The 18,074-nt window shown below is 50.6% G+C and carries 16 protein-coding genes; 5 read left to right on the top strand and 11 right to left on the bottom strand.

Features of this window, described 5'->3' with window-relative positions:
- Positions 1–73: 73 nt before the first annotated feature.
- Positions 74–574, bottom strand: coding sequence for a cell-envelope stress modulator CpxP (gene cpxP, locus OGV65_RS03845; RefSeq protein ID WP_016155211.1), 501 nt, complete (start codon positions 572–574; stop codon positions 74–76).
- A gap of 150 nt (positions 575–724) precedes the next feature.
- Here cpxP and cpxR point away from each other — a divergent pair, with 150 nt between their 5' ends.
- On the top strand, positions 725–1,423 hold the full coding sequence (cpxR, locus tag OGV65_RS03840; RefSeq protein WP_006686193.1) for an envelope stress response regulator transcription factor CpxR: 699 nt from the start codon (positions 725–727) through the stop codon (positions 1,421–1,423).
- Positions 1,420–2,793, top strand: coding sequence for an envelope stress sensor histidine kinase CpxA (cpxA, locus tag OGV65_RS03835; protein WP_016155210.1), 1,374 nt, complete (start codon positions 1,420–1,422; stop codon positions 2,791–2,793). The genes cpxR and cpxA overlap by 4 nt, the downstream gene beginning before the upstream one ends.
- Positions 2,794–2,833: 40 nt before the next feature.
- Here cpxA and OGV65_RS03830 read toward each other — a convergent pair whose 3' ends face one another.
- The 4 genes from OGV65_RS03830 to yiiM all read right to left on the bottom strand — a co-directional run bounded on the left by OGV65_RS03830 (position 2,834) and on the right by yiiM (position 6,775).
- Positions 2,834–4,084, bottom strand: coding sequence for an MFS transporter (locus OGV65_RS03830; RefSeq protein WP_029139693.1), 1,251 nt, complete (start codon positions 4,082–4,084; stop codon positions 2,834–2,836).
- A 118-nt stretch (positions 4,085–4,202) separates the two neighbouring features.
- Positions 4,203–5,159: a sugar phosphate isomerase/epimerase family protein gene (locus OGV65_RS03825; protein WP_141876150.1), complete on the bottom strand. Its 957-nt coding sequence runs from the start codon at positions 5,157–5,159 to the stop codon at positions 4,203–4,205.
- A gap of 8 nt (positions 5,160–5,167) precedes the next feature.
- On the bottom strand, positions 5,168–5,872 hold the full coding sequence (locus tag OGV65_RS03820) for a GntR family transcriptional regulator (RefSeq protein ID WP_019077919.1): 705 nt from the start codon (positions 5,870–5,872) through the stop codon (positions 5,168–5,170).
- A 228-nt stretch (positions 5,873–6,100) separates the two neighbouring features.
- Positions 6,101–6,775 carry a 6-hydroxyaminopurine reductase gene (gene yiiM, locus OGV65_RS03815; protein WP_286454623.1) on the bottom strand — a complete coding sequence of 225 codons (675 nt, stop codon included), beginning with the start codon at positions 6,773–6,775 and terminating at the stop codon, positions 6,101–6,103.
- 152 nt (positions 6,776–6,927) lie between these two features.
- On the opposite strand from yiiM, the gene OGV65_RS03810 reads away from it, so the two are divergent.
- Positions 6,928–7,824, top strand: coding sequence for a dihydrodipicolinate synthase family protein (locus OGV65_RS03810; protein ID WP_016155205.1), 897 nt, complete (start codon positions 6,928–6,930; stop codon positions 7,822–7,824).
- A gap of 41 nt (positions 7,825–7,865) precedes the next feature.
- On the opposite strand, the gene kdgT is transcribed toward OGV65_RS03810, so the two are convergent.
- Together kdgT and sodA are read right to left on the bottom strand one after the other, a co-directional pair.
- Positions 7,866–8,849 (bottom strand): 2-keto-3-deoxygluconate transporter, encoded by a 984-nt coding sequence (kdgT, locus tag OGV65_RS03805; protein ID WP_016155204.1) that lies wholly within the window; start codon positions 8,847–8,849, stop codon positions 7,866–7,868.
- A gap of 235 nt (positions 8,850–9,084) precedes the next feature.
- Positions 9,085–9,705, bottom strand: a complete 621-nt coding sequence (gene sodA / locus OGV65_RS03800; protein ID WP_286454622.1) for a superoxide dismutase [Mn] — start codon at positions 9,703–9,705, stop codon at positions 9,085–9,087.
- A gap of 255 nt (positions 9,706–9,960) precedes the next feature.
- Between sodA and OGV65_RS03795 the strand changes: the two genes are divergently transcribed.
- Together OGV65_RS03795 and rhaT are read left to right on the top strand one after the other, a co-directional pair.
- On the top strand, positions 9,961–11,382 hold the full coding sequence (locus OGV65_RS03795; RefSeq protein ID WP_019077921.1) for an L-fucose/L-arabinose isomerase family protein: 1,422 nt from the start codon (positions 9,961–9,963) through the stop codon (positions 11,380–11,382).
- A 201-nt stretch (positions 11,383–11,583) separates the two neighbouring features.
- On the top strand, positions 11,584–12,618 hold the full coding sequence (rhaT, locus tag OGV65_RS03790; protein ID WP_016157897.1) for an L-rhamnose/proton symporter RhaT: 1,035 nt from the start codon (positions 11,584–11,586) through the stop codon (positions 12,616–12,618).
- Positions 12,619–12,727: 109 nt separating this feature from the next.
- Here the strand turns inward: rhaT and OGV65_RS03785 are convergent, their stop codons facing one another.
- The 4 genes from OGV65_RS03785 to ptsP form a co-directional block, all read right to left on the bottom strand.
- Positions 12,728–13,207 carry an Hcp family type VI secretion system effector gene (locus OGV65_RS03785; protein WP_232585301.1) on the bottom strand — a complete coding sequence of 160 codons (480 nt, stop codon included), beginning with the start codon at positions 13,205–13,207 and terminating at the stop codon, positions 12,728–12,730.
- Between the two features lie 187 nt (positions 13,208–13,394).
- A complete protein-coding gene (locus OGV65_RS03780; RefSeq protein ID WP_286454621.1) occupies positions 13,395–14,084 on the bottom strand; it encodes a hypothetical protein in 690 nt (229 codons plus the stop codon).
- 317 nt (positions 14,085–14,401) lie between these two features.
- The gene (locus OGV65_RS03775; RefSeq protein ID WP_286454620.1) at positions 14,402–15,580 is read right to left on the bottom strand and encodes an MFS transporter; all 1,179 of its coding nucleotides are present in this window, start codon (positions 15,578–15,580) and stop codon (positions 14,402–14,404) included.
- 3 nt (positions 15,581–15,583) lie between these two features.
- On the bottom strand, positions 15,584–18,073 hold the full coding sequence (gene ptsP / locus OGV65_RS03770; protein WP_259688900.1) for a phosphoenolpyruvate--protein phosphotransferase: 2,490 nt from the start codon (positions 18,071–18,073) through the stop codon (positions 15,584–15,586).
- Position 18,074: the final 1 nt, after the last annotated feature.

Genomic DNA, 18,074 nt, shown 5'->3' with positions numbered 1-18,074 from the left:
TTTGGGCAAAAAAAACCCCCACATCATGTGGGGGAAGACAGGGATGGTGTCTATGGCAAGGAAAACAGGGTTACTACTGGGAACGTGAGTTGCTACTACTCAATAAATTCAACGATGAGCTTTTTTTCCAGTGCGCTACGTCGCGCAGTTGCTCCATTCGTTGTTCATGTCTCTCATTTAAAACCGCTTGCTGCTCGGGCGTTAACAGGCGATACATCTGGTTGCGAACCTTGGCTATTTCAACCTGGCGGGCAACCTGTTCTTGCGCCATTCTTTCTGCCTGAGCGCGCACAGCGCGTTCATCAAATTTCTCTGCGGTGACAAGGCGATGCATTGTCTCCATTTCGCTAACATTAACAGGAGGCTGTTCGTGTCTTGCCTGCTGCATTAAATCTCGCATCTGTTGACGTTGATGTTCGGTTAAACTGATACCGTCGAACATGTGGCTCTGAACGCTGCGTTGCGCGGAGCCTTCACCCAGGTGCCAGTGATCGCCTGTGACGACTTCAGCTGCATGGCTTAAAGTACTCAGTGCCAGCGTTGAGGCCATGACGGCAGCGGTAACTTTGCCCATCACTTGCTCCCAAAATCTTTTCTGTCGCGATTCAACGAGAGACAGTTTACGATTCGGGCTGCAAACATGCGTCAGGGGGTGTAAAACAACGTAAAGTCATAGATTAGCGACGCCTGATGACGTAATTTCTGCCTCGGAGGTACGTAAACAATGAATAAAATCCTGTTAGTTGATGATGACCGAGAGCTGACTTCCCTGTTAAAGGAGTTGCTCGAAATGGAAGGTTTCGATGTGCTGGTTGCCTATGATGGGGAACAGGCACTTGAGCTTCTGGATGACAGCATCGATTTACTTTTGCTCGACGTCATGATGCCGAAGAAAAATGGCATTGATACGCTGAAAGCACTTCGTCAGACACACCAGACACCCGTAATCATGCTGACCGCTCGCGGCAGCGAATTGGATCGCGTACTTGGCCTTGAGCTGGGCGCGGACGACTATTTACCCAAACCGTTTAACGACCGTGAACTGGTCGCGCGCATCCGCGCTATTTTGCGTCGCTCACACTGGAGCGAACAGCAGCAGAACAGCGACAACGGTTCGCCGACTCTGGAAGTGGATGCGTTAAGCCTTAATCCGGGTCGCCAGGAAGCCAGCTTTGACGGGCAAACCCTGGAATTAACCGGCACCGAATTCACCCTGCTCTATTTGCTGGCACAGCATCTCGGTCAGGTGGTTTCGCGTGAACACCTGAGCCAGGAAGTGCTGGGCAAACGCCTGACGCCTTTTGATCGCGCGATCGACATGCATATCTCGAACCTGCGTCGTAAGCTGCCAGAACGTAAAGACGGACACCCGTGGTTTAAAACCCTGCGCGGTCGCGGCTACCTGATGGTCTCCGCTTCATGATAGGGAGCTTAACCGCACGCATCTTTGCCATCTTCTGGTTGACGCTGGCACTGGTGTTGATGTTGGTACTGATGTTACCCAAGCTTGATTCACGCCAGATGACCGAGCTACTGGACAGCGAGCAGCGCCAGGGGTTGATGATTGAGCAACACGTTGAAGCTGAACTGGCGAACGATCCACCCAACGATTTGATGTGGTGGCGTCGCTTGTTTCGGGCGATAGACAAGTGGGCGCCGCCAGGACAGCGGTTATTGCTTGTTACGACGGAAGGACGCGTGATCGGCGCAGAACGCAACGAAATGCAGATCATTCGTAACTTTATTGGTCAGGCTGATAACGCCGACCATCCGCAAAAGAAAAAATACGGTCGCGTTGAGATGGTCGGGCCTTTCTCCGTCAGAGACGGCGAAGATAACTACCAGCTGTATCTCATTCGACCTGCCAGCAGCTCACAATCTGACTTTATCAATCTGTTGTTCGACCGACCGCTGTTGTTGCTGATTGTCACCATGTTAGTCAGCTCTCCGCTACTGCTCTGGCTTGCCTGGAGTCTGGCGAAACCGGCGCGTAAGTTGAAAAACGCGGCAGATGAAGTGGCCCAGGGCAACCTGCGTCAGCATCCGGAACTGGAAGCCGGTCCGCAGGAGTTTCTGGCGGCAGGCGCCAGCTTTAACCAGATGGTGACGGCGCTGGAGCGAATGATGACCTCGCAGCAACGCCTGCTGTCGGACATCTCCCACGAGTTGAGAACGCCGTTGACGCGTCTGCAGTTGGGCACCGCGCTGCTGCGCCGTCGTAGCGGTGAGAGCAAAGAGCTGGAACGTATTGAAACAGAAGCGCATCGGCTGGACAGCATGATCAACGACCTGCTGGTGATGTCACGCAATCAGCAGAAAAACGCGCTGGTCAGTGAAACGGTGAAAGCCAATCAGCTGTGGGGCGAAGTGCTGGATAACGCCGCCTTTGAAGCCGAGCAGATGGGTAAATCACTCACGGTGAATTTCCCGCCGGGCCCGTGGCCGCTGTACGGCAACCCAAATGCGCTGGAAAGCGCGCTGGAAAACATTGTGCGCAACGCCCTGCGTTATTCACACACGCAGATTGAAGTTGGCTTCGCGGTGGATATCGATGGGATTACCATCACTGTCGACGACGATGGCCCGGGCGTTAGCCCTGAAGACCGAGAACAGATTTTCCGTCCGTTCTATCGTACCGATGAGGCGCGCGATCGCGAGTCTGGCGGAACAGGTCTGGGTCTGGCGATTGTTGAAACCGCAATCCAACAGCATCGTGGCTGGGTGAAAGCCGAAGACAGCCCGCTGGGTGGTTTACGGCTGGTAATTTGGTTGCCGCTGTATAAACGCGCTTAACAGGCTTCCCCGGTAACGTCGTACCGGGGAAGTTCTCACATTATGCTGCCACAGTCGCAGCCGCTAGCTTTTGCTTTTTAATCCGCTTCACCAGAATGGTCGAACAGATAAAGCCCATTAAGCTGAATGCAATCATCACGCTAAAGACATAGTTATAGCCAGTGATGCCGCTATTGGTATCCAGTAAATAGCCGTATAACGTATACGCAAACATGGCGGGCATATAACCGATGATACAGCCAAATGCCATCGCCGAACCGGCATATTCACGCGGGGTACCAATCTCATCCATTGGTGCAAAGAAAATGGCGCGCTGTGAGAAAATAATCGCCCCAAATCCTAGCGTCGCCGCCATACCGATATACACATTCATCGTTTGATGTGGCAACAGCATAAAAACAACCATAGCAGCAGCAGAGATCAGAAACGTCCACTTCAGGTAAACCGTAGGTGATTTAGCAACCTTATCCGCCAGCAGCCCACCAATCGGCCCTCCCACCATTTTCAATGCATACTGGTTGATGATGCCGTACGCGCCGACGAGCGCTACCGGCAGCATGTAGATATCTTTTAAGAATGGGATGAAGTAAGTCAGGCCACAGTACGCGGCGTAAACAAAGAAAATCCCTAAAGAAGCCAGCCAGACGTTAGGGCAGGACAACACATGTTTGATACCCTTTAAGACTTCCATGTTGGCACTGGTTTTCTCGCCGCCTTTCACTTTGTCATCATCGACAATAAAGTAAGTGAGAACGCCCGCAGCCAGCGTAATTAGCGTATAAAACAGCAGTCCAGCCTGCATCCCCGCTTTACCTTCACCAAACTGGACGAAAACAAACAGAGCGCCAGAAGCGACGATAACATCCACCACGCCGCGTCCGGCTTCTAAAAAGCCAAACATGCGCCCTTGTTCTTCTTGCGTACCTAGCAGACGCACAGCTTTCAATAACACCGGCCAATAAACCACATCGGCAAAAAACGCCATTGCGGCAAAGCAAATAAGATAACCGGTAAATGACGGTAGCGTCGCCAAATATAAACCGCATAGCCCAACGCCGATCAGACCAAATGGTAATAATATTTTTTTGGAATAACGGTCTGCGATATAGAGCGACAGAAAAAGCCCGGTTGTCTGAACAATCGTATAAACAGTAAAACTTAAACCAATTTGCGTATTGGTTAAACCCCAGTCACTTTGCATTGGCACATAGAAAACATCTTTCATACTTGAAAGTTTGAATATTGTGCCGCCGCCTAAAATTAAAAAACAGAGCCTTGCCCATTTATTCATGAACATAGTTAAACCCTCATTGCTTGTTGAGAGAAATATTTAAATTAAATCATGCAGTTAATAAATTAAGAGAGTTATTTTCATAACCCTTTTCGCATTTAATAATATTTAAAGAAGTTTATTTATTACTTGTAAACTTATCGCATAAATCACGGATATACTTTATTTGAGCAAGAGCATGTTCTTTTTCCTGCGCCAGTCGCGCATCAATCATGTCACTGTCGGGCAGCGGCGTATAGCTTGCATCGCGCCATGGGATCCAGGGATTATCACCTTCATCATCGAAACGAAATGCCGGAGCATAATATTCAACTTCCTCTTCCAGACCAAAAGCATTTACTTGCGGTTTATCCTCACCTAAAAGTAATAATGCCTTAAGCATATCTTCCATTGGTAAGTCACCGTATCCTGAACGACAAGCCTCATGCCCCCAGCCTTTACCTTCTTTAATAATTTTTGCGTCTTTGATATGCACCTGAGTGATTAGAGGGGACATAACTTCTAACGCAGAAAGCGGCTGCTCATTGGCGTTAATCATGTTGCCAAAATCAAACAGAATAGAGAGATTCTTCATTCCACTATTATTAACCAGCGTCACCAGTTCATGGCCTTGCAGATCTTCATGCTGTTCGATAGTAAAGCTTAGTCCGCAATCGTCATACTGAGACAACCACGCAATATCATTGGCAATCTTTGCCATGACATCGTTGAGATGTCCTTCATAGCGCGGGTAAAAACGTACTGAAGTTGCGCCAGTTGCCACAGCAATACGGATCGCATCCGTCAATGTCGCCTTGTCCGATGCGCTCGTTTCAATATGTACATCGAGGTTATATTTTTTTGCCTTTTCTTTAAAATCGTGCAACTGCCGATCGTTTAGTTTCTGCAGTGATTGGGACTCACCATCCTCAACATGTATTTTCACTCCCTTTAATTGTTGCTGATGCGCAATATCCAGAAGATCGCCCGGAAGGACTCTCTCATAGCGCATATTCAGATGAAAGGCATAAGCATGTAGGTACAGTGGTATATTTCTCGCACGTTCAGCGAGAAGTTCTTGGTTGCATTTTCCCATTATTTTTCTCATTCATCACGAATAACAAGTTCCACAGATTCAAGTCGCCAGTATTCAAAATCAACCTGAACCACTTTTTTATCTCGGGTAGCCCGATGTTTTTCAACTAAAATTCCATAGGTATTAGGCGCAACGCCCAACTCTTTGCAGGCCACTTCTGGCATATTGACCGGTTTAAAAATCATTTCTTTGATATTTAAAGCATGACCAAACGCATCTTCCCAGACGCTGGCAAAAGACTGATTGCCCAATTTGTTAATGAATCCTGGCGCAACATCAGCATCAATATAGGACTCATGGTAAAACACTTTATGCGAATCAAGACCACACCAACCGGTAACTAAATAGCGATCACCGGAGGAGAGAAAAACATCATCAACATGGTGCGGAACCGTCGCAATCGTTTCTTTGGTTAAATAACCCCAAAAAGGCTTGCGCCCCTGAGCACAGGCTTCAGCATTAAAGCTGGAAAGTGATTTGGGATTATAAATAAATCGCTTCGATGAAATAAACCAACCACTGCGGTTCTTTCGGAAGATACGCGCATCGATCTCAAGCTCAATCAGAACCTGACGTAAGGTCATGCGCTTCGCATCCAGCAACTCACATAACTCTCTCTCCGAAGGCAATTTAGAGCCCGCTGGCAAATTATTCTCGTTTAACCAGCTTTCAAAGCGCTCTCTAAGCACATCAACATTGTTTTTCTTTTTCATCTTGCTCATCTGGTTTAAACCAATTTAAAGCTAAGATATTTGAGTGCAGGAAATACTCAAGTTTTTTTTCAACACAGAGTTTCTTTTTGTGGGCCAGGTATCAAGAATGGACTGAAAACATGGCGTGACAGGCAGGTTTTTTAACCCACCTTAGTATGCAGAGATAAGAACCACGAGAGAGGCAAATCAGGTGTTACCACCTGATTTAATTGCATGGCCAGAATGGCTTTATTTTCCCCACAAACGGCGGGAATTGTCTTCGATCTTGCAGCTTAAACGACGCTTTTGCATCGTTCTGGTCCAGCTTTTCGATAACCCGGCAGCCGAGAGTAAACGGTGATATTGTGAGTCATCAAACGGCATATGCCAGGCAATGGCAATCGCCTCCCGCACGCTGACGTCGCTGACGCGTGAAGCCAGGATCAACGGCGCGTCCGCCGACACCTGACCTGGAGCGATGACGCTGCACAACCAGCCCGTCTTGCCTGCGTCCTGCATCTGGCTGGCCATATCGCTGATGCCAAAATGGAAATTCAGCTTAAAGCACGGCGAGCGCGGCTGCGTGACCTGAATCAGCGCATCTCCCCACTGGAAAATGTCGCCAATAAATACATTCTCTTCCGTTAGCCCCTCAGTAGAGAGATTCTCGCCAAACGCGGGCGCGACAAAGCGCTCTGCCTGCTCCGGAAACTCTTGTCTCCAGTGCTGATAGTGTTCACGCGGATAGTGGCACAGCGCGCGATCCGGCCCACCGTGAATTTTCGTTTCCGCCTGTTCATCACCCGTCAGCCCCAGTTCGGTCAGCATCAGCTCGCCGTCAACCTGGACCTTAGCAATCGCGCTGGGACGGCTTCCCATGTAGTCCCGAACCTTGCCTGTAAAAACATCGACCGGATATCGCATCTGTTCCCTCTCCCGATAAATTTCCCCCATTACACCACATTTATTTTACCCCAGTCGCTCAAAATGAGAGCACGGTTCACATGAAACTTAGGGACACATGCTATCAATGTAATCTGGTTTTGAAACATCATTTCAAATAAGGAATCAACAACGTGACTGGTCAATCGCAATTTGCTGGCGTCTGGTGTCCTTCCATTACGCCAATGGATAATGACGGCAAGATCGATCTTAACGGTCTGAGCCAGCATCTCAAACGCCTTACCGAGGCCAAAATCGACGTGATTTTGCTGATGGGTAGCATCGGGGAATTTGCCTCCTTTACGCTCGAAGAAAAGCTGTTACTGATCCGCGAGGCCCGCGCTATGAGCTCGCTGAAGATGGTCGCCAACGTCTCATCCACCTGCCAGAATGATGTGCTGTTGATGGCGCAGGAAGCGTATCGCGCCGATTACGACGCCGTGATGATCCTGCCGCCTTACTACTATGGGCAAACGGCAAAACAGCTGCTGAGCTACTTCCGTCAGTTGGGGCAGAAGCTCAGCGGTAAATGGTTTGCCTATAACTTTCCGGCGCGCACTGGTTGCGATTTAACGCCCGAACTGGTTGCCACCCTCGCCGCCGAGTTCCCCAACTTCGCAGGCATTAAAGATACCGTCGACTGCCAGTCCCATACTCGCAGTATGATCCAGACCACCCGCGCCGTACGGGAGGATTTTGCCGTGTTGTCCGGCTATGACGAATACTACATTCCTAACCTGCTGGCAGGCGGCGCGGGGGTGATTTCAGGATTAAACAACGTCATGCCTGAACTGTTTGTCAGCGCACGGGAAGCATTTAAACAGGGCGACCTGACAGCACTTCGCGACATTCAGGACCAGATTGGCACCTACATGTCCATCTACGCCATCGGCGAAGATTTCGTCACCACCATCAAAACCGTGGTATCGCGTAAGTTTGGCTATTGCACCGGCGTGTCACGAAATGCCGGCGGAGAGTTGAACGAGGGTGAGTGTCGGACCATCGATGAGGTATTTGTCGTCAAAGCGTAAATCGTTAAGCCGGATGGAACAGACCATCCGGCAAAAGAGACTTACTTCACGGCGCTACGAATATCAATTTCCGCCGCCCTGGCTTTAACTCTTTTCGACCAGATGGAAGTGATAATCGGCACCAGAATGGAGGTCACAATCACCGACGTGGCGACAAGGGAAGTTGCTGCCGGCGCCATCGGTTTAAATGCCGGAACCATTTCAGCAATCAGCACTGGCGTAGCGACCGCCGCACCGGCTGAGCTGGAGGCCGCAATCCCCGCTGTGCCATCGCCGCCACCAATCAGTTTATCGGCGATAATCAATGGAATACCGGTAATGATAATTACCGCCACGCCCAGCAAAATACCCAGTACACCGGTCTGCGCAATCACGCTCAAATCAATGGTGTTACCAAGCGCGAAGGCAAAGAAAGGAATCAATGTCTGCACCGCTTTGCTGAAGAACTCCCGCAGCTCAGGGTCCAGATTCCCCAGCGCAAAGCCAATCAGGAACGGTAATACGGCCCCGACAAACACGTGTGGTTCAAACGAAGCGATCCCGGCGGTTCCCAGAATCACCATAGTCATCAGCGGGCCAGACTCCAGCGACATTAGGACAAACGCCCCGGCCTCTTCTTTGGTGCCGTACTGCTGCATAATCGAGGCATACAGCCCGCCGTTGGTCATATCCATGGCGGCCACCAGCGCCAGCGTAGACAAGCCGGCGAAGAAACCAACTTCTACACCATGTTCCGGCAGAATACGTGAAGCAATCGCCGCGACCACCCACGCTACCAGGATCTTGGTTATGACCAGCGTACCCGATTTACGCAGTACGGTACCGGTAGCGCTTAGCTTGATCGACGCCCCCATACAAAAGAACCAGACCGCCAGAATAGGCACCGTACCGGTGATCATACCGTTGGTAAAGGAGCCGAAGTATTTCCCGGCGCCGGGGGAAAAGGTGTGACACAACGCGCCCAGAAAAAGCGGCACCAGCATCATGCCGCCTGGGATTTTCTCTATCGTTCGTTTGATCTGCATTTCCATCACCTGTAGACATAAAAATGGGGCAATTTTTATGGGCGATTGCATCTTGCTTATGAGATGCGCCCGTCTTGATGAAACGAAGATAGACATTCATAGAGACTATAAAAGTGATCCCACCCGCATAATAAAACCTTGTTTCAATTTAAGTGGATCATTGTTTTTATATTGATTTTGATCACAAAAAAACCCCCACAAGCATCGCTTGCAGGGGCTTACTAAAGCGTAGAACTTATTTTTTCGCTGCGAAACGCGCGGCAGCTTCGTCCCAGTTCACCACGTTCCAGAACTCTTTGATGTAGTCCGGGCGGCGGTTCTGGAATTTCAGGTAGTAAGCGTGTTCCCAAACATCCAGGCCCACGATCGGGAAGCCGGAAGCGCCAGAGATAGCTTCACCCATCAGCGGGGAATCCTGGTTAGCAGTGGAAACAACAGCCAGTTTGTCACCTTTCAGAACCAGCCACGCCCAGCCGGAACCAAAACGGGTTGCCGCAGCTTTTTCAAATTCAGCTTTGAAGTTGTCCACGGATCCGAAGTCACGTTCGATAGCCGCTTTCAGGTCGCCCTGCAGCGTAGTACCGGTTTTCAGACCTTTCCAGAACAGGCTGTGGTTAGCGTGGCCGCCCGCGTTGTTACGCAGTACGGTTTTCTTGTCTGCTGGCAGTTGATCCAGTTTGGTGATCAGCTCTTCAAGAGGCAGGCTCGCGAATTCAGGCAAGCTTTCCAGCGCAGCGTTAGCGTTGTTTACGTAAGCCTGGTGGTGTTTGGTATGGTGGATTTCCATCGTCTGCTTATCGAAGTGCGGTTCAAGGGCATCATAAGCGTACGGCAGGGATGGCAGTGTATAACTCATAATCATCTCCAGTATTGTCGGGCGGCCAGTGTTAACGCCGCGTAAGCAGTTGGGTCATTATAGTTAATTAAATGATATTGAAAATGATTATCAATGCCGTACTTTTTACATGGCTATTATGAGGTAAAAGTGTGAGCATCACTGGGAAAATCAGGCTGATTTTGCCAATCTGAGTATAAAATAGGCAGCGACATGAAGGACATGGGAGATAAAGCACGACATAGTCTGAAAATTATCTCACAAGGAAATATTGCTATGTCTGTCAACATCGCCCTTTTTGGTATCGGCCTCGACACATACTGGCCCCAGTTTACAGGCCTGGAGTCACGTCTTCAGGGCTATCTGCAATCAATTGATGAGCGCCTGACGGCGCAACAAGCCAGCGTGATTAATGGCGGCCTGATTGATAACGTCGATAAAGCCGATGCCCTTATCAGACGGTTGCAGCAACAGCCGGTCGATGCTGTCTGTCTTTACATCAGCACCTATGCGCTCAGCTCAACGGTGCTACCGCTTGTGCAGAGTATCAATAAACCGGTCATTATTCTGGCCCTACAGCCAGAGCCAGGGCTGCCTTATTCAACAATCCGTCAAATTCCCGATCGGGGAGGTCGTACTGGAGAGTGGCTGGCGCACTGTCAGGCCTGCAGCGCCCCCGAACTGGCAAACGTGTTTAACCGTGCGAATATCCGCTTTCAGTTGATTGTTGGCGCATTACAGGGCGATGAGTATGTCTGGCAACAAACGGCGCAGTGGCTACAGGCACTTAACGCTCGTCAAATGCTGGCAAATTGTCAGGTTGGCGTCCTCGGGCACTATTATGACGGCATGGTAGACGTTTACAGCAATATGACGAACTTGTCCGCCAAAATGGGCGTACGCTTTAAACCATTGGAAATGTGTGAGTTGGCGGAATATCGCGAGCAGGTCAGCGAGGCAGACCTCAACGCCAAACGACAGGAAATGCACCGTGTACTTCAGTTGGATGCGGCATGCGAACCTGCAGAGCTCAACCGCGCACTCACCACTGCCTGCGCCATGGATAAACTAATTGCCCAGAATAAACTCGGTGCACTAGCCTATTACTATGAAGGCCGTAACGGCAACGCTTACGAGAACATCATCACCTCAATCATTCTCGGCAACACGCTGCTTACCCACCGTGGTATTCCCGTAGCGGGAGAATATGAAATCAAAAATGTGCTGGCGATGAAAATTCAGCAACTTCTGGGGGCTGGCGGTTCATTCTCAGAACCATATGGCATTGAATTTAATGATGATGCTGTTTTGTGGGGACATGACGGTCCGGCACACCCGCTGATGGCGGATGGTCCGGTGAGTCTGGTGCCGCTGCCGGTTTATCATGGTAAACCCGGTAAAGGTGTATCTATCCAGATGACCGTAAAATCAGGTCCGGTGACCTTTCTTTCGGTAATTGAAGATGCCGAAAACGGGGTGCGTTTACAGTATGCCGAGGGTGAAGCTGTACCAGGTGAAGTCCTGGATATTGGCAACACCAATAGCCGCTATCGCTTCCCGTTATCAGCTCGCGAGTTCACCACGCAATGGTGCATGGGCGGCCCAGCTCATCATTGCAGCATTGGCCTGGGACACCATGGCGAGGCACTGGAAAAACTCGCCTGGCTACTGGGTATTCAGGCAGTAAGAATTTGCTAATCCTCTATATTTCCGCCCTTCTCAAAAAAGAGGGGCGGAGCCGCATTTGTGATCAATATCCCTTTCATCCCCTGAATTTTGCCAGCATTACTGATCACACGGCAGCATGCTGAAGGTTAATCTATTGCTCACTCTTTAGACTTTTGAACATCAAAACGGGTGTTTTCATCCTGCCAAATCGATAATTCAAAAGGAAACAGAATGGGTAACGCAATTACGATGGGGATAATATGGCATCTAATCGGTGCCGCTAGTGCCGCTTGTTTCTATGCCCCTTTTAAAAAGGTACAACACTGGTCCTGGGAAACCATGTGGTCTATAGGTGGTTTTGTTTCATGGCTGATCCTTCCCTGGCTCGTCAGCGCGATCCTTCTGCCGGACTTCTGGGCCTATTACAGTTCATTCAGTGCGTCCACCCTGCTGCCGGTATTTTTATTCGGTGCCATGTGGGGGATTGGTAATATCAACTATGGCCTGACTATGCGCTATCTCGGTATGTCGATGGGGATCGGGATCGCTATCGGCATTACGCTAATTGTTGGTACCTTAATGACGCCAATCATTGCCGGTAAATTTGACGTACTCATTGGCACACCAGGCGGACGTATGACCCTGCTCGGCGTGCTGGTCGCCCTGATCGGAGTGGCGATTGTCACCCGCGCCGGACAGTTAAAAGAGCGCAAGATGGGCATCAAGGCCGAAGAGTTCAATCTGAAAAAAGGTCTGATACTGGCGGTGATGTGCGGCTTTTTCTCCGCGGGGATGTCCTTTGCCATGGATGCGGCTAAACCAATGCACGAAGCCGCTGCAACACTCGGTATCGATCCGCTGTATGTCGCCCTGCCAAGCTACGTAGTCATCATGGGCGGTGGTGCGGTGATCAATCTGGGATACTGCTTCATTCGTCTGGCAAAAATGAAAAACCTGTCAGTAAAGGCCGACTTCTCTTTAGCAAAACCGCTGATTATCAGCAATATCCTGTTTTCGGCGCTTGCTGGCCTGATGTGGTATCTCCAGTTCTTCTTTTACGCCTGGGGCCATGCCAAAATTCCAGCACAGTATGACTACATGAGCTGGATGCTGCACATGAGCTTCTACGTCCTGTGCGGCGGTATCGTGGGCCTGATCATGAAAGAGTGGAGCAATGCAGGGAGACGTCCGGTCAGCGTGCTAAGTCTTGGCTGCGTAGTGATCATTGTCGCAGCAAACATTGTTGGTCTGGGAATGGCCAGCTAATCATGTTGGGTACTGAGATGACGCCACTGGCTCGGCGTCATCTATCCACCAGTTCCCATCATTAGTAAATAATTCCTCACACCCATTTTCACGTTGCCCAAACGCTGACTTAATAGGTTGTACGTTGATTCCATTCATCGGTATAAATGATATTACCGTCACAATGTTTCCAGGTAATTTTCTCGTAGCGCAGCAGAACAGTCTCAAGATGTGTGCCTGTTGCTGCGCCAGGATATAAATCAGGCGTGATTGAAGTGAGCTTCACGTTGTGAAGAATTATGTTGAAATACTCCTTTTCCATCCCTGCTTCATTAATTGAGTACATTTTAATCATCGCGGATTTAAGCGTAGCTCCGGTACTTAAGGCCCTGTACAAAAATGGTGTAACTCGGTCGAATTCTTTTTGGAACATGATGGGTGCATGAATTCGCGTACCGGTTAGGCGCCCTGTATTACTATCAACCGGAATATTGACGTTATGAGTTAGTGACTTTATTTCAATAGCTCCAACGCGACCTACGGCCTGACATGAGCCGGGCATAGGAGAACCATTCTCATCGGTTAGCCACAAATAAGCTGGATTAGACATGAAATACTCCTTTTATTTAAACCTAGTGAATAGTGAAGTCAACCGGGGGAATAACCACATCAAAACAATAAGCGTTATTAATGTTAGTAAAAGACAATATTCAGGAAATAGATGAAGCCATAACAGACCAAAGCCTATTACCAGCGCTGGAAACACTACACTTTCTAATAAAAGTGTGATCAAAGTATTAAACACCAAAATCCCTCTGCAAAAAATCCGCTAAATTATCAAGATTTGAGAAGCGCTTTGACTTTACTCTACTAATCATATTGGAAATAGCTGGTTCAACAAAATAATAGAGCATTTCAAGCTTTGCCTGATATAAAGCCCAATAATAATCTGGATCAATTCCTTTTAGCTGCCGCGCAGCAAGAGCGCACTTTTGTTGAACTCCGAAAAATTGCAGCAAAAATACCGCTTGCGGCAGTTTTGCAGATAAACGCTCAACGATGATTTTCGACATGAAGCCAGACTGAGACAACGCAATAGAAGCCGCGGAAGCAAAAGCATACCGAGTCCCTCCCGCAATATTCATATGAGTAGCCAGTGCGGACATTTTTCTGATAAATTGACGAGCAGAGCCTTCGGGATTACCTTCATCAACATCATCACTTATTGTTATGAAATACAAATAAAGCATATATGAAATTACATCACGATATCTATATATTGACTCAATGGAATAGAGCATCCTTATTTCTTCAGATTTTAACTCCTGACAAATATCATTGTATTGAGGTATAAAACATGATGAATACCAACTAGCTCGCTCAATACCAGAATATATATCTGAAGCGACACCTCTGGCTGATTGAAAAACTCCACCAACAGCATTCTGAGTGGTTAGAGCCAGCCGTCTATCATTTTGAAACTTCATCCTTAAATAGTCAGACGCCTACATTACTTAGCTCTCAGTCATTTATGATGATAAATTATAATATACGTTCACCCCCCCCCATGATAATGGGCGTTATTCCTATTTTACTCTTTATTTACAGCAATAAACCATCGTGGATATTTTATTTTGTGGGAGTATTCGCTGTCAGGTTTTATCACCCTAATATGCGACATTATTATGATTCCTCACTCAGCCAGATGACGCCACTGGCTCGGCGTCATCCCAACTTTACGGTTAAATACCACCGAGAATCAGTTTCCGTTGAACTATCTTAAATTAACCAAATAATGATGACGTTACTCACAAAATACCTCCTTTCGAGCGTATAGCTTAAATCCGTTCAGCAATAAAAACAGATACCCGATAACCGACACCCAAAAGCTCAAACGCAGGCCAATAGCATCAATAACCATCCCCTGGATAAAAGGCAGCACCCCGCCGCCAATGCCCGCCATAATCAAGCAAGCAGAAATAGATGCCGCATAGCGATCAAGGCCGGAGAGCGTGCGAGAGAAAATAATGGGATACATCACCGAGTTCATGAGTCCCGTCGCCAGCAGACAATAGCCGCCAAAACGGTTAGCGAAAACTATCGCGGCAACGGTTAGTAGTACCGCTCCCGAAGAACACAGGCAAAACAACAACTGAGGTCGGCAACAGTGAGCCAGCAAGCCATACAAAAACCGCCCCGCCAATGCACCGCCCCAGTACAACGCGATAAAGGAGGTCGCTTGTGCAAGCGAAAACCCGCCCAAAGATGGGTCGTGAAGATAGCTGAGAGCCGTAGTACCAATGCTGACTTCAACGCCAACGTAAACAAGAATGCCACTCACCCCAGTACGAAACTGCGCATAGCGCCTGAGCGCACGAATCGCAGAAAAAATATTCTCGTGCGCGTCACGAAAATCAGCAATTGAAAAACGGTATAACGCAACCAGCAGTATGCCTCCCACCAGCATCAAACCGAGATACATCCCTGGAACTGAAATGACAGAGCCAGCCAGAACAACCGCCAGGACGACAGGCGCCAGCGCCGCCCCGAGGGAGTTGATGGACGACGCCAGGCTGAGGCGTCCAGCCGCACTTTGCGCCTCGCCAAGCCGATTAACATAAGGGTTTGCGACCACCTGCATCGCCGCAACCCCCATCGCCACAATGAAAATCCCCACCAGGCAACCGGCAAATGACGCCAGCCAGAGCGATACGGCAATCACCACCGAACCACTTGCGGCAAGTATCAACGCCAGTAAGAGTGCGCTGCGATACCCTAAACGCGCCATCCAGCCTGAACACGGTAAACAAATCACAAACGGTGCGAGATAAAACGCCACATTTACCAACATCGAGTCTCGCCATGAAAGCGAAAAAACTTGCCGGAAAAAGGGAATCGTGGCGCTATTAATTGCCGTCAGGACGCCCCAGTAAAAAAAGACAGCCGACAGCAGAATGAACGCTCGGCGAGGATTCTGTACCATGATTTATCCCGCCATTTCCTGTGCCAGATGCACGGCGACATCCTGCGGCGACGTGCTGCCAAGCAACTGCTCACGGAAATCCACATGCATCAACTTACGCGCCAGACGGGAGAAGATTTTCATATGATCGCCCTTCTCCTGCTCACTCACCGTCAGCATGATAACCAGCGAGACATCCACCCCGTCGCTCCACGCAAGCGGCTCACTCAAACGCATCACCGACACGCTACTGTGCGCGACCGCCGCCGATTTGCAGTGCGGAAGCGCAATTGCAAATCCTAATGCGGTAGAGAAAATCGCCTCACGCTGCCAAATAGCCTCTTCAACGGCTGAGCCGGAAAAGACCCGCTGTTCGACCTCCAGATTATCGGTGAGCACCTTAATCGCCTCCGCTTTACGGGTAATCGCCCGATCGAGCAGGATCAGGGCGGGATCAAACACGGGTTTTGCTTGCGCCGCCACCTGTTGTGAAAGTAGTAGCGCCACGTCCTGACCACTTTCACAAGCTAATGCCCGTTCCAGCGTCTGCTCGCTGTGCGCGAGGGTTAAGGTCATTAAGCGCGCCTTGGCTGGCGCAATACGGCTTGAGGACATGCTGATCTGTCGTAAACCAACGCCCAACAGTAGCGCCAGCGCCGACGGGTCGCCGCCCATCTCGCCGCACAGGCTGATCTCAATACCGGCCCGCTGCGCGCGCGCCGTCATCTCCTTCAGTAGCTGTAAAAACGCGGGGTCAAAATAGTTGTAGAGATGTCGAACCTGCGCGTTGCCCCGGTCACAGGCCAGGAAGTATTGCGTCAGGTCGTTGCTGCCAATCGAAACAAAGTCGATATACGCAGCGGCTTTCTCCAGCAGATAAAGCACTGATGGCACTTCCGCCATAATACCCAGCGACCACTGCCCAACCGCCGCCCCCTCGGCCAGCAGTTGCGCCGCCGTTTGCTGGAACTGTTCACGCAGCCACTTCACCTCAGCAAGCGTAGTCACCATCGGCGCCATAATGTGCAACGGTCCGGCGGCGCTGGCACGCAGTAGCGCACGTATCTGAGGACGGAAAATCGACATAAATTCGGGATACAGGCGGATGCCGCGCCAGCCAAGAAAGGGGTTTTCCTCCGGCGGCATCGCCAGATAGTCACAGGGTTTATCACCACCAATATCCAGCGTACGGATCACCACTTTACGCCCCCGCGCCTGTTCCAGCACATGACGATAGGCCTGGTATTGCTCCTCCTCGTCAGGCGGCGCGGCTCGTTCGCAGAACAGCATTTCAGTGCGGAACAGACCAATCCCCTCCGCCCCGGCGGCAAATGCCGCTTCCGCTTCCGCCGCCAGCGCGATATTCGCCAGCACCGTCACCCGTTCGCCCTCTTGCGTCGCCCCAGGGCGTTGAATAAGCGGCTGTAAACGCGCCTCAAGGCGCTGACGTTTGTCCTCTTCCAGTTGATACCACCGCAGAGCCTGCTCATCCGGTGACACCACCACCACCCCGTGGCGAGCGTCGAGCAGCAGCGCTTCACCACCGCGAATATGCCCCGCTTCCGCCGCCTCTACGCTCAGTAGCGGAACCCCAAACGATCGCGCCAGAATGACGGTATGTGATGTTTCCCCGCCCGCGCCCATCACCACACCTTTCAGATGCGGGCCGCGCAGCGCCAGAAACTGGCCTGGCGTTATGGGAACCGGACTGATAACGATGGTGTCTTGCGACAATGCCGTTTGCGGCATCAGCGGCTGCGCGGTGAGATGCGCCGCCAGACGCAGGCCCAAATCCTGTAAATCCAGCACCCGCTGTTGTAGGTAGACGCTGCGACTTTCGCGCAGCGGCGCGCTCAGTTCATCCAGCGCCAGCGCCAATGCTGCCAGCGCATTGCGCGCTGTACGGTCGGTAAGTAGCGAGGTTTCGAAGAGCGCATCGTCCAGCAGTTTGACATGAGCCTGTAGCACCGCTGCGGCTTCTCCCTGTGTATGCGGTAATGCGTCGTGCAGCTCGCGGCGTACATGCTCAAGTGCCGCCGTCAGCGCGACTCGCTGTACAGCCGGCGCCGCCACCGCCTCTTGTTCTGCCAATTGATACAGATCCGGCACGCCCAGATGCATTGCCACCCCTTGCGCCAGCCCAGCGCTCACCCCGTTACCGCGTACCCACTCCGCGCGGGTCTGCGCCAGAAAAACCGGCAGAGGTTGCTCCACCCGTTCCGGCGTCTGGGCAACGGGTTCGTCACACGCGGCAAACTCTTGCCTCACAAACTGAGTCAGCGCCTGATGCGCGGCAGATTCATCCTCGCCCTCAATCACCAGTTCACACGGGTCCTGATACAAAATATCGGTCCCAATCATCGCCAACACGCTACGGGCATCGGCCTGACGCTGGTTACGCAGATTGCCTATTTGAACGCGAGCCTGAAATGCGCTGACGCGCTGCTCTAACGCACTGGCGGGGCGGGCATGTAGACCATTTGGCAACGGGCAGGTAAAACGAATGTTTAACACA

The sequence above is a fragment of the Citrobacter sp. Cb004 genome, assembly GCF_030337065.1.
GTDB classification, from domain to species: Bacteria; Pseudomonadota; Gammaproteobacteria; order Enterobacterales; family Enterobacteriaceae; genus Citrobacter; species Citrobacter braakii.
Note: the sequence above shows the minus strand (reverse complement) of the source record. Positions and strands in the feature narration are given on the sequence as shown.